The following is a 13,050-nucleotide window of genomic DNA, read 5'->3' on the forward strand; positions in this document are numbered from 1 at the left end:
CGATGCTTTTTCTCGTGTTCGAGCTGGACGGCGAACGCTACGCGCTCGATGCGCGCGAGATCGTGCGCGTGCTGCCCTTGCAGCCGGTGCGCGCGTTCGCGGGCACGCCGCCGTTCATCGCGGGCGTGATCGACCACGAAGGCGCGCCGGTGCCGGTCGTCGACATGGCGCAGCTCGCGCTCGGTCGGCCCGCGCAGGCGCTGATGTCCACGCGGCTCGTGCTGGTGAACGAAGGTGTCGATCCGCGCAGCCTGCAGCCGCGCCGCCTCGCGCTGCTGCTCGAATGCGCGACGCGCACCCAGAGTTTCGCGCCCGGCGAGTTCGCCGATGGCGGCATCGCCACGCCCGACGCGCGCTGGCTCGGCCCGGTCGCGCGCGACGCGCACGGCTTCGTGCAGTGGGTGAAGGTCGATCAGTTGCTCGATGCGCGCGTGCGTGCACTGCTGTTTCCCGATCCGCCGACGTGGCAGGGCGGCGACGCCCTGGCCGGTCATGCGCCGACAGGACGCGCGCCATGAGTCTTGAGCGCTTCGCCACCTGGCTGCTGGAGCACACCGGCATCGAAGCCGAATCGCTCGGTGCGCAGGCGCTCGCGCGCGCTGTGGCCGCGCGTGCGGCGGCGACTGTTGGCGGGGAGAGCGCGGGCGTTGACGCCGCCCACGACGCCCACGATGCCTACTGGCACCTGCTCACGACGACCGCCGCCGAACGCCAGGCGCTGATCGACGCGCTCGTCGTGCCCGAAACCTGGTTCTTTCGCGAACGCGAAGCCTTCGCGGCGCTCGCGCGCGGTGGCATGGAGCGGCTCGTGAGGCATCCCGGCGACGTGCTGCGGGTGCTGAGCGCGCCGTGCTCGACGGGCGAGGAACCGCACTCGGCGGCCATGGCGCTGCTCGACGCGGGGCTCGCGCCAGAGCAGTTCGGCATCGACGCCATCGACATCAGTTCGGCGTCCATCGAGGCGGCATCGCGCGGCGTCTATGGCCGCAACGCGTTTCGCGGCGATGCGCTGGCGTTTCGCGAGCGCTATTTCCATGCAGCGCCGAACGGCTGGCAGCTCGCCGATACGGTGCAGCGCGCGGTGCGCTTCGAGCGTGCCAATCTGTTCGAGTGGCTGGCCGCGCAACCCGTGCGCTACGACTTTATTTTTTGCCGCAACGTGCTGATCTATTTCGACCGCCAGGCGCAGGATCGCGCCATCGGCCTGCTGCGCGCGCGTCTCGCCGATGGCGGGATGATCTTCGTCGGCCCGGCGGAAACGGGCTTGATGATGCGCCACGAATTCGCCTCGGCGCAGATTCCGCTGGCGTTCGGTTTTCGCTGGCCGGGCGGCGAGGGCGCGCAGGCTGCGGCGCCTCTCGCTGCGTCGGTCACGCCTGCCCGAACCCCTTACCCCACCGCGCCGCACGCGCCATTGAGGCCGCTGCACGCGGTGCCGCCGCCGCCGCGCGCCGCTGCGCTGCCCGCGACGATGGGTGTGAAGGCAAGCGTGCCGCCTGCGCCGTCATCGTTGCGAGCAGCGAAGTTCACCGCGCCTGGTTTCGCCACGCCGAAAGCCGCGCCAGCCGCGACGAATATGCCGACGCTCGCCGAAGCTCGCCGTCTGGCCGACGCCGGCTCGCTCGACGCTGCCGCGCGCGCGGCCGCCCAGCACGCACAGACCGCGCCCGACGACGCCGAAGTCTGGTACTTGCTCGGCCTCATCGCCGATGCACAGGGCGAGGCCGCGCTCGCGCTCGGGCACTACCGCAAGACGCTCTATCTGGAGCCGGAGCATTACGAGGCGCTCACGCATCTGGCCGCGCTGCTCGAAGTGCAGGGCGACGCTGACGGCGCGCAACGTCTGATGCGTCGCGCCGAACGCGCGTCGCAGCGCAGCCCGGGAGGCTCGAATGCTCGATGAACGCGGCGCGAACCTGGCGCTCGACGACTGCTGGAACCGCATTGGCGTGCGTGGCGACAGCTCGTGCGAACGCCTCGCGCAGTACGTGCGCTGCCTGAATTGCCCGGTGTTCGAGCAGGCCGCGGCGCGGATGCTCGACCGCCCGGCGCAAGGCGCGGCGCAGTTGCCCGACGCGCAGCTCGCTGCGCAAGCGCAGACGCAGACTCCCACGCACACGGCGCGCCGTGACGGCTCGCTCGTGTTCCGTGTGGGTGCGGAATGGCTCGCGCTGCCGGCGTCCGCGCTGCGCTATGTCGGCGAAGCGCGGCCCGTGCATTCCTTGCCGCATCGACGCAGCGCCGCGGTGCTGGGCGTGGTGAACGTGCGCGGCGTGCTCACGCTCGCGGCGTCGCTTGCCGAACTGCTGCATATCGATGCGAGCGCACAGACCACGGCGACGACAGGCGCGCGCATCGCCACGCCGCGCCTGCTCGTCACCGAATGGGACGGCGAGATGACGGCGTTCCCCGTCGACGATGTCGAAGGCGTAGCCTATTTCGGCGCCGACGAACTGCTGCCCGCGCCCGCCACGCTCGCGCATGCGGCGGGGCGCAACGTGCGCGGCGTGTTTGTGTGGCGCGGCCGCTCGGTGGGCGTGCTCGAACCCGATGCGCTGTTCGGCGCGCTGACCCGGAGCCTGAGATGAGCGACGACGAACTGAGCCGCCGCTCGCTGCTCGACCTGTTCCGCGAGGAAGCGCAGACGCAGACGCGCACGCTCGCGGCGGGCCTGCTCGCGCTGGAGGCGACGCCTGACGACGACGCCACGCTCGAAGCCTGCATGCGCGCGACGCACTCGCTCAAGGGCGCGGCGCGCATCGTCGGGCTGCCCGAGGCCGTCGATGTGGCGAGCGCAATGGAGGACTGCTTCGTTGCCGCGCAGCACGGCTTGCTGACGGTCGACGCGGGGCGGATCGATACGCTGCTGGTCGGCATCGACCTGCTGATGGCGGCAGGCGATGCGTCGGCGCCGCCGCTGGCGCGCGACGTGGTGGACGGTTTTGTCGAGCGGCTGGTGAACGGCGGGCAAGCGTCAAAGCCCGCAACACCCGCAGCGCCCGCAGCATCAGAGCCGCCCGCACAGCTCGATCCCGAGGCGTTGCTGGCGGCGAGCCTCGCGAGCGTGGCAAGCGTGCAGACGCCGAAGGAAGCCGCGCCGGCATTCCCGGAAGTGCTGCCCGAGCCCACCGAAGCCGCACCCGAACTCGAATACGAAACTGAAGCCGCGGCTGCGCCCGCACCGACGCGCGAACCCATCGCTCCCGCCACCACGGCTGCCGCCCGTCGCGAGCGCGACAGCGACCGCATGCTGCGTGTGCGCGCGGGCACGCTCGACCGGCTGCTGGGCCTCGCGGGCGAGTCGCTGGTGGAGTCGCGGCGCATGCGGCCGTTCGCCAACGGCCTGCTGCGCGTGCGCCGCGCCCAGGGCGAGGTGCTCGCCGCGCTCGGCCAGTTCAACGAACATCACGGCGACGCGCTCGGGCCCGACGCGCTCGCCGCGCTCGCCGCGATCCGCGACCAGTTGTCCACGCTCGGCGGCCAGCTCGCCGAACGCTTCGACGACCTCGACCGCATCGACCGGCGCGGCACCCAGCTCGCGCAACGGCTCTACGACTCGGCGCTGGAATGCCGCATGCGCCCGTTCAGCGACATGGCGCATGCGTATCCGCGCATCGTGCGCGACTTCGCGCGCTCGCTCGGCAAGCGCGTGCGCTTCGTCATCGAAGGCGAGAGCACCCAGGTCGATCGCGACATCCTCGACATGCTCGATGCGCCGCTCGGCCACCTGCTGCGCAATGCGCTCGATCACGGCATCGAAGACACGCAGACGCGCCGCCTGCTCGGCAAGCCCGAGGAAGCGACGCTCACGCTCGAAGCGCGCCACAGCGCAGGCAAGCTGCTGATCGCCGTGGCCGACGACGGCGCGGGCGTCGACATGGCCGCGCTCAAGCGCGCGATCGTGGCGCGCAACCTCGCCCAGGCCGATGCGGTCGCAACCATGTCCGAGCCGGAACTGCTCGACTTCCTGCTGCTGCCGGGCTTTTCGATGCGCGAGCGCGTGACCGACGTGTCCGGGCGCGGCGTGGGTCTGGACGCCGTCCAGAACTTCGCCAAGGCCGTGCGCGGCACCGTGCGCATTGAAAGCGCGGCGGGGCGCGGCACGCGCTTCGTGCTGCAGCTCCCGCTCACGCTGTCCGTGGTGCGCAGCCTGATCGTCGATGTCGCGGGCGAGGCGTACGCCTTCCCGCTCGCCCATGTGCGGCGCGCGCTGCGCGTGCCGCGCGAGGCCATCGAGATGCTCGAAGGCCAGCAGCACATCATTCACGAAGGGCGGCCGATCGGCCTCGTCACGGCGCGCCAGCTGCTGGGCGCGAACGGTGCAAACGCCGTGGTGAGCGCGACGGACGCCGTCAGCGTGCTGCTCATCAGCGACGGCACGGGCCACGAGGCGGCGCTCTACGGCATTGCCGTCGACGCTTTCGCGGGCGAGCGCACGCTTGCGGTGCAGCCGCTCGACGCGCGGCTGGGCAAGGTGCGCAACGTGGCCGCCGCCGCCTTGCTCGAAGACGGCACGGTCACGCTGATCGTCGATGTCGAGGACATCGTCGCCTCGGTGGCGCGGCTCGTGCGCGAAGGGCAGCTCGCGGGCGTGACGCGCGGCGCGAACACCGCCGCGCGCGAACGCAAGCGCATCCTCGTGGTCGAGGATTCCTTGACCGTGCGCGAGCTGGAGCGCAAGCTGCTCGAAAAACGCGGCTACGCCGTGACCGTCGCGGTGGACGGCATGGATGGCTGGAACACGCTGCGCAACGGCCAGTTCGATCTCGTGATCACCGACGTGGACATGCCGCGCATGGACGGCATCGAACTCGTCACGATGATTCGTAACGACCCGCATCAACGCAACGTGCCCGTGATGATCGTCTCGTACAAGGACCGCGAAGACGACCGGCGGCGCGGCCTCGATGCCGGCGCCGACTACTACTTGACCAAGGGCAGCTTCCACGACGAAGCGCTGCTCGACGCCGTACACGACCTGATCGGAGAGGCGACCTGATGAACATCGGTATCGCGAACGACATGCCCCTCGCGGTGGAGTCGCTGCGTCACGCCATCGCGGCGCGGCCAGGACATCGCGTGCTGTGGGTGGCCGCCGACGGCGAGCAGGCCGTCGACTTCTGCGCGGCCCAGCAGCCCGACGTGATCCTCATGGATCTCGTCATGCCGAAGATCGACGGCGTGGAGGCGACGCGGCGCATCATGGCGCGTTCGCCGTGCCCCATCCTGATCGTCACGAGCAGCGTGGGCGCCAACGCCTGGCGCGTGTACGAAGCGATGGGCGCGGGCGCGCTCGACGCGGTCGATACGCCCACGCTCGCAGGCCCCGACGCGCGCAGCACGATGGACTTGCTGCTGGCCAAGATCGACCAGATCGGCCGCGTGAATGGCATGACCGAAGCCAGGCGCGCGCCGGCCGCGTTCACGGCGGGGACGGGCGCGCTCGCGCCGCTGGTGGCGATCGGCTCGTCGGCGGGCGGCCCGACGGCGCTTGCGACCGTGCTGGGCGCGCTGCCGGCGGGACTGAACGCAGGCATCGTGATCGTGCAGCACGTCGACCAGTCGTTTGCCGTGGGCATGGCCGACTGGCTAGACGGGCAGACCGCGCTCAAGGTGCGCATCGCCCGCGAAGGCGAGCGCCCGGTGCCCGGCGAGGCGCTGCTGGCCGCGACCAACGATCATCTGCGCATGACAGCCAACGGCAAGCTGGCTTACACTCGCGAGCCTGCCGATACGCCGTATCGTCCGTCGGTGGACACGTTCTTTCACAGCGTGGTCGAGAACTGGACTGGCGAGGCCATCGGCGTGCTGCTCACGGGCATGGGGCGCGACGGCGCGATCGGCCTGAAGGCATTGCGCGCGAAGGGCTGCTACACGATTGCGCAGGACCAGGCGACGAGCGCCGTGTACGGCATGCCGAAGGCGGCTGCGGCGCTGGGCGCTGCGCGCGCGATCCTGCCGCTGCCCGCCATCGCCGCCGAACTGGTGAGCCGCCTCGGCACGCCGCGCGCCGCGTGACGCCGCACGCATCGATACTGGATAGACCCCAAGCGACTGACATCATGACTGAGAAGCCGAACCATTCACCCGCGCCAGAATCCGCGCTGACCGAAGGCGGGCCCGACGAGGCCTCGCTCGAAGGCGCGCTTGAGGCCGTGCGCACGGCGCTTGAGCAGCCATTGCCCGGTGCAGCGGACGTGCCGATGATGGTGCTGCTGGTGGACGACCAGGCGATCGTCGCCGAGGCCGTGCGGCGCGCGCTGGCAAGCGAGCGCGAAATCGACTTTCACTACTGCTCGCATCCCGAGCAGGCGGTGCGCATGGCCGAGCAGGTGCGCCCGACCGTGATCCTGCAGGACCTGGTCATGCCCGGCACCGACGGCCTCACGCTCGTGCGCGCGTATCGCGCCAATGACGCCACGCGCGACGTGCCGATCATCGTGCTGTCGACGAAGGAAGAACCGGCGATCAAGAGCGCGGCCTTTGCTGCTGGCGCAAACGATTACCTCGTCAAGCTGCCGGACAGCATCGAACTCATCGCGCGAGTGAAATATCATTCGCGATCCTATGTAAACATGCTCCAGCGCGACGAAGCCTATCGCGCGTTGCGCCGCTCGCAGCAGGAGCTGTTACGGGCGAACCTGGAACTGCGCAGGCTCACGCATTCGGACGGCCTGACCGGGCTGTCCAACCGCCGCTACCTCGACGAATTCCTGGGTGCGGAGTGGCGGCGCGCGCAGCGCGAGAACACCGAAGTCTCGCTGCTGATGATCGACGTCGATTACTTCAAGCCCTATAACGACACCTACGGCCACGTGGCGGGCGACAACGTGCTGCGCTCGGTCGCCACCACGATCCGCCGCGAGGTGAGCCAGCCGCGCGACCTGGTGGCGCGTTTCGGCGGCGAGGAATTCGCGGTCGTGATGCCGGGAGCGGGCAGCGCATTTGCGCGCCTGATGGCCGAGAAGATGCGCCGCGACGTGGCGGCGCTGCAGCTGCCGCATGTGGGATCGAAAGTCAGCGAACATCTGACGATCAGCGTGGGCGTGGCGACGCTCACGCCCTCGGCGGGACTGGCGGAAACGGCGCTCATCGAGGAAGCCGACGCCGCGCTCTATCGCGCCAAACGCGAAGGCCGCAACCGCGTGGCGTTCTCCAACGAAGTGACGGCGCGCAGCTAGGCGGGCCTGGGCGGCGGGTTTGTATGCCGCCCCTAAAAAACTTCCTGCCTGCGCGCAAATCTGCCGGAATAAACGCGCCGCCCGCGCGTTAGCCCATCGTCCCCATTTATTCACGCGACGATCATGGTTCCGCAGGTGCCGCCCGATGAGCGGCCGGTGTCCGAAGCCGATATTCAGGCCTACACTGACGGCTCGCTGCCCAGCGAGCGGGCCGCACGCGTGCGTCGCTATCTGGCGCGGCGGCCCGGCGAATGGCATCGGATCCTGTTCTATCGACGGCTCAACGCGCAGATGCGGCGCTCGTTCGGCGAGGCCGCGCTGGCGGGCGGCTCGCCCGACATCGTGGCCGTGCGTGCAGGCGTGCCGCCGCGCTCGCGCACGCTGCGGCGCGCTCTCGCCGTTTGCGGCGCTGCACTGGTGCTGGCGGCGGCTGCGCTGGCCTGGCTGGCCGCTTCCGAACCCAGCGTGCAGGCGCTCAACAACGCGGCGGTGATGGCGTTGATGGAAGCAGGCAGCGCCAGCCAGCCGATGGCGGGCGCATCCGATCCGCTCGCCGACGCCCTCGCACCCGGCACCCGGGCAGCCGGCCCCGCGCCCTTCGATCTGGACGCCGTGGGCCTGCGCTTCGTGGCCTCCGGCACGATGGAGCTTGGGCCTTTTGCGCGCGTGCAGCGCTGGAACTACGTGAACGCCGAGGGCCAGCCGGTCGTGCTGCTCGCGGCGCGCGCCTGGTTCGAGCGCGATGCGCCGCAGTGGAGCGCACGCCGGGTCGGCGACCTGCGCCTGATCGGCTGGATCGGGCACGGCGAACGCTGGGTGCTGGCAGGCAATGCGCGCACGCGCGGCTTGATGCGCGCCGCCGACGCCGCGACCCAGCAGATGGAGGCGGAGAAACCGCCGGTCGCAGCATTGCACAAAGAGCTGCACAAAGAACCGCAGAATGACGCGCGCGGGGACGCGCAACCCCGGCGATGAGGGGGCAGACAAGGATGGAACATGGACATCCGTGACGAGCTGATCGAACACGTACCGCGCCTGAGGCGATATGCCCGCGCGCTGATAAACAACCGCGAGCTGGCCGACGATCTGGTTCAGGACACGCTCGAACGCGCGCTCGCGCGCACCGAACTGTTTCGCGCCGGCACCGACCTGCGCGCCTGGCTTTTCACGATCATGCACAACCTGTTCGTGAACCAGGTGCGCAAATCGGCGGCGCGCGGCACGCATGTGTCCGTCGACGACGACAGCGTGCCCGAAACCGACTATGCGGTGCCCGCGACGCAGACCGGCGCGCTCGAAGTGCGCGATCTCGACTTCGCCTTGCAGCGCCTGCCGGTCGAGCAGCGCGAAGTCGTCCTGCTGGTGGGCCTGGAAGAAATGAGTTACGCCGATGTGGCGCTGGCGCTCGACGTGCCGATTGGCACCGTGATGTCGAGGCTGTCCAGGGGCCGTGAGCGCCTGCGTGCGCTGATGGCCGGAAGCGCCCCGCGTGCGAACCTGAAGGTGGTGCGATGAGCGAGCAACAACATCCCGTGACCGAAGACGAGATCCACGCCTACGTGGACGGCACGCTTTCCGAAGCGCGCCGCGCCGACGTCGAGCGCGAACTCGAACGCAATCCCGAACTCGCGGCGCGCACCAGCGACTTTTTCTCGCTGAACAGCCTGCTGCATGAACGCTATGACCGCGTGCTGAGCGAGCCGGTGCCCGCGCATCTGCGCGACCTGGTGGCGGATGCCGTGCCCGAGTCGGCTTCTGCTTATGCTTCCGCCGCGGCTTCCGCGGATCATGTGGCCGCCGCGCCGCGCGTGGTGAAAGACCACGCGCGCGCCGCCGCCAACTGGCCGAAGTTCGCGGGTTTCGCGGCGGCGCTGGTGGTGGGCATCGGCATAGGCTGGGGCACGCATTACGGCGCCAATCTGATGGACGGCGGCGACAGTGCAGGCACGCGCGCCGGGTTGCGCACGGTCAGCGCAGACCCGACCATGAACTTCGTCCACCAGGCCGCGCTCGCGCATGTCGTCTATATGCCCGAAGTCGAGCGCCCCGATACGATGGGCGCGCGCCAGGAGCAGGATTTCGTGCAATGGCTGGCGAATCGCCTGGGCACCGACGTGCATCCGCCGATGCTCTCGCGCAGTGGTTTCGAGCTCGCTGGCGGACGTCTGCTGCCGGGGCCGGACGGCGATGTCGCGCAGTTCATGTATCACAACGACAAAGGCGAACGCGTGACGCTGTGCATCTCGCGCCGCAAGGTCAGCAGCAACACCACGGCGTTCAAGCTCTACGAAGACGGGCCCGTGAACGTGTTCTACTGGATCGACGGCGATTTCGGCTACGCGCTCTCGGGTGGTATCGACCGCAAGGTGCTGCTGCAACTCTCGCACGATGTCTACGCACAGCTGACTTCGCGTTGACCTTACGCTGACCTCGATTCGCGCAGCGCCGCTGCGCTTTCACATCCAGTCCCGCATGCCAACGCCGAAATCCCGCTCGCAATGAGCGGGGTTTCGGCGTTGCACGCTTGAGCGTGACGGCATCAGCTTCCCTGGTAGATATTGCAGAAGCTCGCCGGGCCGACGCAGGCCACGGGCGGCGCGCCTGCATCGCTCTTGCCGGCTGCGGGCGCGCCCATGCCGCTTGCTTCCTGTGCGTGAGCGGCGTGCGCGGCCTGCGCGGCCTGCTGGGCGAAGACAGGGCTGACGTCGGGATACGAAGCATCGGTGACGAAGCGCGAGCCGTTGGCCTCGGCTTCGATCAGTTGCTGGCGCACCTGCTCGCGGGTGAGACCTTGTGCCGATGCCTGGGTGACAGCGCCCACGGAAGCGGCGGCGACGAGCGTGGCGATCAATACGCGGCGGATAGACATTTCGAACTCCTCATAAAGTGGTGTGGTCTCGCGGCAGCCGCCGATCGAACCGTTCCTGTGATGCGGTGAATCAGGTTCGTTTCGACGCTGCCTGCATGGATAAGAACGCACCAGCCTGGGAGTTATTCCGTCCGGCTTTGTATCGGCTTTGTATCGGATTTGTAGCGGGAGGAAATGCGATATGGCCCGATGCTGCATCGGGCCATATCGGTGACGTTGTTGTTGTCGTTATTGCAGCTTCACATCGACAAAACTGCGCGCATTGTTGCGCTGGATGAGCAGCGCCATGCTGCGCGTCGCCTTGGCTTCGAGCGCCATGGCCTGGTCGTGCGTTTCGATCAGCGTGTCGTTGAGCGAGAGCACGATGTCGCCCGGGCGCACGCCCGCGCGCGCGGCCGGGCCGCTGGCGGCGTCCACCATCAGGCCGAGCGGCAGGCCGCTCGAACGGCGCTCGTCTTCGCTGAGCGCATGGCTGACGAGGCCGAGCCGGTCTGTCGAGCTGCGAACGGCCGTCGGCCGGGGCGGCTTCGCGGCGGTGCTGACGCGCGTCACGGTCGCGCCCTCGGAATCGGCGGTGACCGTGGCGACGCTGCGGGCGTTGGGGGCAGCTTCCTGCGCGTCGGCGGCGTCCGCGGTGTCGGCCTGATCGGCTTGCTCCGCGGCCTGGGCCGGTTGAGCCGCTTGCACCGGCCTGGCGGCCTTGAGCGTCGCCTTCGCTGTCCTCGCAGGCTTCGCATCGAGCGCCGCATTCGAGAAGCGCGTGAGCATCGGACGGCGGTTGCGGATCACCTTGAGCGGCGTCTGCGTGGCGGGCGGCACGGCGGCGAGCTGGCTCGCGAGCGTCGCCGCGCTGTCCACCGGTTCCTGGCCGACCTGCACGATCACGTCGCCGGCTTTCACGCCCGCCGCCGCGCCGATCGAGTCGGCATCCACGGCGTCCACTAGCGCGCCGCCCGCATGCGGCAAACCGAGCGCCGCCGCGAGTCCCGGGCTTACGTCCTCGACCTGCATGCCGAAGGTGCGCGTGGGCGCGGGCGCCGCTGCGTTCTGCGCGTCGGCCTGATCGGCTTGATCGCCCTGGTTGGCCGGGCCGGTCTTGCGCGCCGCCTGCAATTGCGCACGGAATTTGTTCGCCGACTCGATTGGAATGCCGAAGGTCAGCCCCGAATAGCGGTCGCGATCGGAATAGACCTGCACGGCGATACCGATGACTTCGCCCGTGCGGTTGAAGATCGGGCCGCCCGAGTTGTCCGGGTTCACCGCCACGTTGGTCTGGAAGAACGGGAACGCGCTGCCGTCCGGCAGCGTGCGCGAGGCCGCGCTGACAATGCCCGTCGTCACCGTGTTCTGGAAGCTGTCCGGCGAGCCGATCGACAGCACCGGTTCACCGGCGCGCAGTTTCGACGAATCGCCCAGCTTCACGCTCGGCAGGTCGTGCGCGTTCACCTGGAGCACGGCGACGTCGCTCTGCGGATCGACGGCGACGACCTCCGCCTTGAACTCGCGCTTGTCGGTCAGTTGCACCGTCACTTCCTGCGCGTTATCGACCACGTGCGCGGTGGTCAGGACGACGCCGTCGGAACTCACGATAAAGCCCGAGCCGCTGCCCGTCATCACGCGCGGGCCGTCTGCGCCCGGGGCCTGGCCGGGCATCTGCGCCTGCGCCTGGGCGCTGGCGGGCGGGCGCGGCGCGCGCTTGAAGAAGGCGGAGAACGGATCGTCGTTGTCGATCGCTTCCTGCTCGGGCGACGCTTGCGGGTCGTCGGCACTGCGCGCGATCACGTGCACGACGGCCGGGCCGTAGCGGTCGGCCAGCGCGAAGAAGTCCGGCGTCGCCATGGCGGCGGGCGAGGCGGCGGCGTGCTTCTCTGCGACTGGTTTATCGGCTTCGGACGGGTCGGACGCCTGCGCCGTCTGCGAGGATTTCGCGGGCGGGTTGGGCGTGGCGGCTTGAGCGGCGTGAACGGTGAGGCAGGCAGTGCCGACGATAAGGACAGCGAGCGCGGCGGCGGGTCGCGAGGTGCAGGCGGGGATCAGACGGGGCACAGCACACCTCCAGTAATCGTCGAGTCGGCGAGCGGGTGCCGACGCAAATAAGTGTAGTCACACCGTGGCTGGAGTTGGGGGAGGGTTTGTCCCGTAGCACACAAAAATCCGCATTGCATGGTGGCTGCGCACTCAGAGCGACTGGCGAGCTTGCAAACATGAACCGTCCGCGTGCGCGTTTTCCTTACTCGCCCTTACTTGTGTCGAGGAGGTTTTAGGTACGCCGCGTGCTCGGCGCGCCGCTGCTGTTTCTTTCGTCGGGCATAAGCAAACAGAGCATCCGGAAACGCTTCCGGATGCTCTGTTTCGTCACTTGCCGATTGGTATCGATTGACACTGATTGATCGGGATGGCGAATCGAAGCGAGGACTATTCGCTATCCGGAATCGCTACGCCGCGTGCGCTACGTTATGTGCGCTATTGAACGCAGTCGCGCCAGCATTGCAGCGGATCTTGCGTGACGATCTGCCGGTACTTGCCGCCATGGAACAGCAACGGCGGCCCGTCCGATTCGCGCAGCGCCTGCACGTCGGCGGTATAGATCAGATGGTCGCCGCCACGATGGATCGCCTGCGCGCGCGCCGCGATCTGCACGAGCGCTGCGCGCACCACCGGCACACCGTCGGCGTGCTCGAACGGATCGTCGAGATCCGCGCGCGGCTGGCCGCCGAAGTGCCGGCTCAGCGCCTCCTGGCCTTGCGCCAGGAAGCTCACGCCGAACCGGTCGCCGCACGCGATCGACTGTGCGAAACGCGCCTGTGCGCGCACCGATACGAGGATCATCGGCGGATCGACGGAAAGCGACATGAAGGCGTTGGCGGTCATGCCCGCCGGGCGTCCTCCGTGTTCGAACGTGATGACGGTGACGCCGGTGGCGAACTGGCCCATGGCGCGGCGAAACTGCGCCGCGTCCAGGTCCAGGCGCGAACGCGCACGGATGGTTGTCGCGTCCAT

Annotated in this window: 12 protein-coding genes; 9 read left to right on the forward strand and 3 right to left on the reverse strand. The window is 69.0% G+C overall.

Annotated elements, in window-relative coordinates; all coding sequences use genetic code 11:
- Positions 1–2 precede the first annotated feature (2 nt).
- The 9 genes from BBA01S_RS23580 to BBA01S_RS23620 all read left to right on the forward strand — a co-directional run bounded on the left by BBA01S_RS23580 (position 3) and on the right by BBA01S_RS23620 (position 9,598).
- On the forward strand, positions 3–518 hold the full coding sequence (locus tag BBA01S_RS23580) for a chemotaxis protein CheW (protein WP_027818617.1): 516 nt from the start codon (positions 3–5) through the stop codon (positions 516–518).
- Complete coding sequence (locus BBA01S_RS23585; protein ID WP_027818618.1) at positions 515–1,903, forward strand: CheR family methyltransferase; 1,389 nt, start codon at positions 515–517, stop codon at positions 1,901–1,903. The genes BBA01S_RS23580 and BBA01S_RS23585 overlap by 4 nt, the downstream gene beginning before the upstream one ends.
- Complete coding sequence (locus BBA01S_RS23590) at positions 1,893–2,588, forward strand: chemotaxis protein CheW (RefSeq protein ID WP_027818619.1); 696 nt, start codon at positions 1,893–1,895, stop codon at positions 2,586–2,588. Before BBA01S_RS23585 ends, BBA01S_RS23590 begins: the two co-directional genes overlap by 11 nt.
- Positions 2,585–4,999, forward strand: a complete 2,415-nt coding sequence (locus BBA01S_RS23595) for a hybrid sensor histidine kinase/response regulator (RefSeq protein ID WP_027818620.1) — start codon at positions 2,585–2,587, stop codon at positions 4,997–4,999. The genes BBA01S_RS23590 and BBA01S_RS23595 overlap by 4 nt, the downstream gene beginning before the upstream one ends.
- Positions 4,999–6,018: a chemotaxis response regulator protein-glutamate methylesterase gene (gene cheB / locus BBA01S_RS23600; RefSeq protein WP_027818621.1), complete on the forward strand. Its 1,020-nt coding sequence runs from the start codon at positions 4,999–5,001 to the stop codon at positions 6,016–6,018. The genes BBA01S_RS23595 and cheB overlap by 1 nt, the downstream gene beginning before the upstream one ends.
- A gap of 44 nt (positions 6,019–6,062) precedes the next feature.
- Positions 6,063–7,181: a diguanylate cyclase gene (locus BBA01S_RS23605; protein ID WP_084162475.1), complete on the forward strand. Its 1,119-nt coding sequence runs from the start codon at positions 6,063–6,065 to the stop codon at positions 7,179–7,181.
- 123 nt (positions 7,182–7,304) lie between these two features.
- Positions 7,305–8,156 carry an anti-sigma factor family protein gene (locus BBA01S_RS42340; RefSeq protein WP_052391844.1) on the forward strand — a complete coding sequence of 284 codons (852 nt, stop codon included), beginning with the start codon at positions 7,305–7,307 and terminating at the stop codon, positions 8,154–8,156.
- Between the two features lie 21 nt (positions 8,157–8,177).
- A complete protein-coding gene (locus BBA01S_RS23615; RefSeq protein ID WP_027818623.1) occupies positions 8,178–8,696 on the forward strand; it encodes a sigma-70 family RNA polymerase sigma factor in 519 nt (172 codons plus the stop codon).
- Positions 8,693–9,598 (forward strand): anti-sigma factor family protein, encoded by a 906-nt coding sequence (locus tag BBA01S_RS23620; protein WP_027818624.1) that lies wholly within the window; start codon positions 8,693–8,695, stop codon positions 9,596–9,598. The genes BBA01S_RS23615 and BBA01S_RS23620 overlap by 4 nt, the downstream gene beginning before the upstream one ends.
- Positions 9,599–9,720: 122 nt before the next feature.
- Here the strand turns inward: BBA01S_RS23620 and BBA01S_RS23625 are convergent, their stop codons facing one another.
- From BBA01S_RS23625 to BBA01S_RS23635, 3 genes are all read right to left on the reverse strand, one after another.
- A complete protein-coding gene (locus tag BBA01S_RS23625; RefSeq protein ID WP_027818625.1) occupies positions 9,721–10,050 on the reverse strand; it encodes a DUF4148 domain-containing protein in 330 nt (109 codons plus the stop codon).
- A 228-nt stretch (positions 10,051–10,278) separates the two neighbouring features.
- The gene (locus tag BBA01S_RS23630; protein WP_052391845.1) at positions 10,279–12,096 is read right to left on the reverse strand and encodes a trypsin-like peptidase domain-containing protein; all 1,818 of its coding nucleotides are present in this window, start codon (positions 12,094–12,096) and stop codon (positions 10,279–10,281) included.
- Positions 12,097–12,513: 417 nt separating this feature from the next.
- Positions 12,514–13,050, reverse strand: a complete 537-nt coding sequence (locus BBA01S_RS23635; RefSeq protein ID WP_042297762.1) for a flavin reductase family protein — start codon at positions 13,048–13,050, stop codon at positions 12,514–12,516.

The organism is Paraburkholderia bannensis NBRC 103871 (assembly GCF_000685015.1).
GTDB lineage: Bacteria > Pseudomonadota > Gammaproteobacteria > Burkholderiales > Burkholderiaceae > Paraburkholderia > Paraburkholderia bannensis.

What these genes read in the sequence shown, in the direction of transcription:
- BBA01S_RS23580 (WP_027818617.1), top strand. Translation starts at nt 3, where the DNA reads ATGCTTTTTCTCGTGTTCGAGCTGGACGGCGAACGCTACGCGCTCGAT.
- BBA01S_RS23585 (WP_027818618.1), top strand. Translation starts at nt 515, where the DNA reads ATGAGTCTTGAGCGCTTCGCCACCTGGCTGCTGGAGCACACCGGCATC.
- BBA01S_RS23590 (WP_027818619.1), top strand. Translation starts at nt 1,893, where the DNA reads ATGCTCGATGAACGCGGCGCGAACCTGGCGCTCGACGACTGCTGGAAC.
- BBA01S_RS23595 (WP_027818620.1), top strand. Translation starts at nt 2,585, where the DNA reads ATGAGCGACGACGAACTGAGCCGCCGCTCGCTGCTCGACCTGTTCCGC.
- cheB (WP_027818621.1), top strand. Translation starts at nt 4,999, where the DNA reads ATGAACATCGGTATCGCGAACGACATGCCCCTCGCGGTGGAGTCGCTG.
- BBA01S_RS23605 (WP_084162475.1), top strand. Translation starts at nt 6,063, where the DNA reads ATGACTGAGAAGCCGAACCATTCACCCGCGCCAGAATCCGCGCTGACC.
- BBA01S_RS42340 (WP_052391844.1), top strand. Translation starts at nt 7,305, where the DNA reads ATGGTTCCGCAGGTGCCGCCCGATGAGCGGCCGGTGTCCGAAGCCGAT.
- BBA01S_RS23615 (WP_027818623.1), top strand. Translation starts at nt 8,178, where the DNA reads ATGGACATCCGTGACGAGCTGATCGAACACGTACCGCGCCTGAGGCGA.
- BBA01S_RS23620 (WP_027818624.1), top strand. Translation starts at nt 8,693, where the DNA reads ATGAGCGAGCAACAACATCCCGTGACCGAAGACGAGATCCACGCCTAC.
- BBA01S_RS23625 (WP_027818625.1), bottom strand. Translation starts at nt 10,050, where the DNA reads ATGTCTATCCGCCGCGTATTGATCGCCACGCTCGTCGCCGCCGCTTCC.
- BBA01S_RS23635 (WP_042297762.1), bottom strand. Translation starts at nt 13,050, where the DNA reads ATGGACGCGACAACCATCCGTGCGCGTTCGCGCCTGGACCTGGACGCG.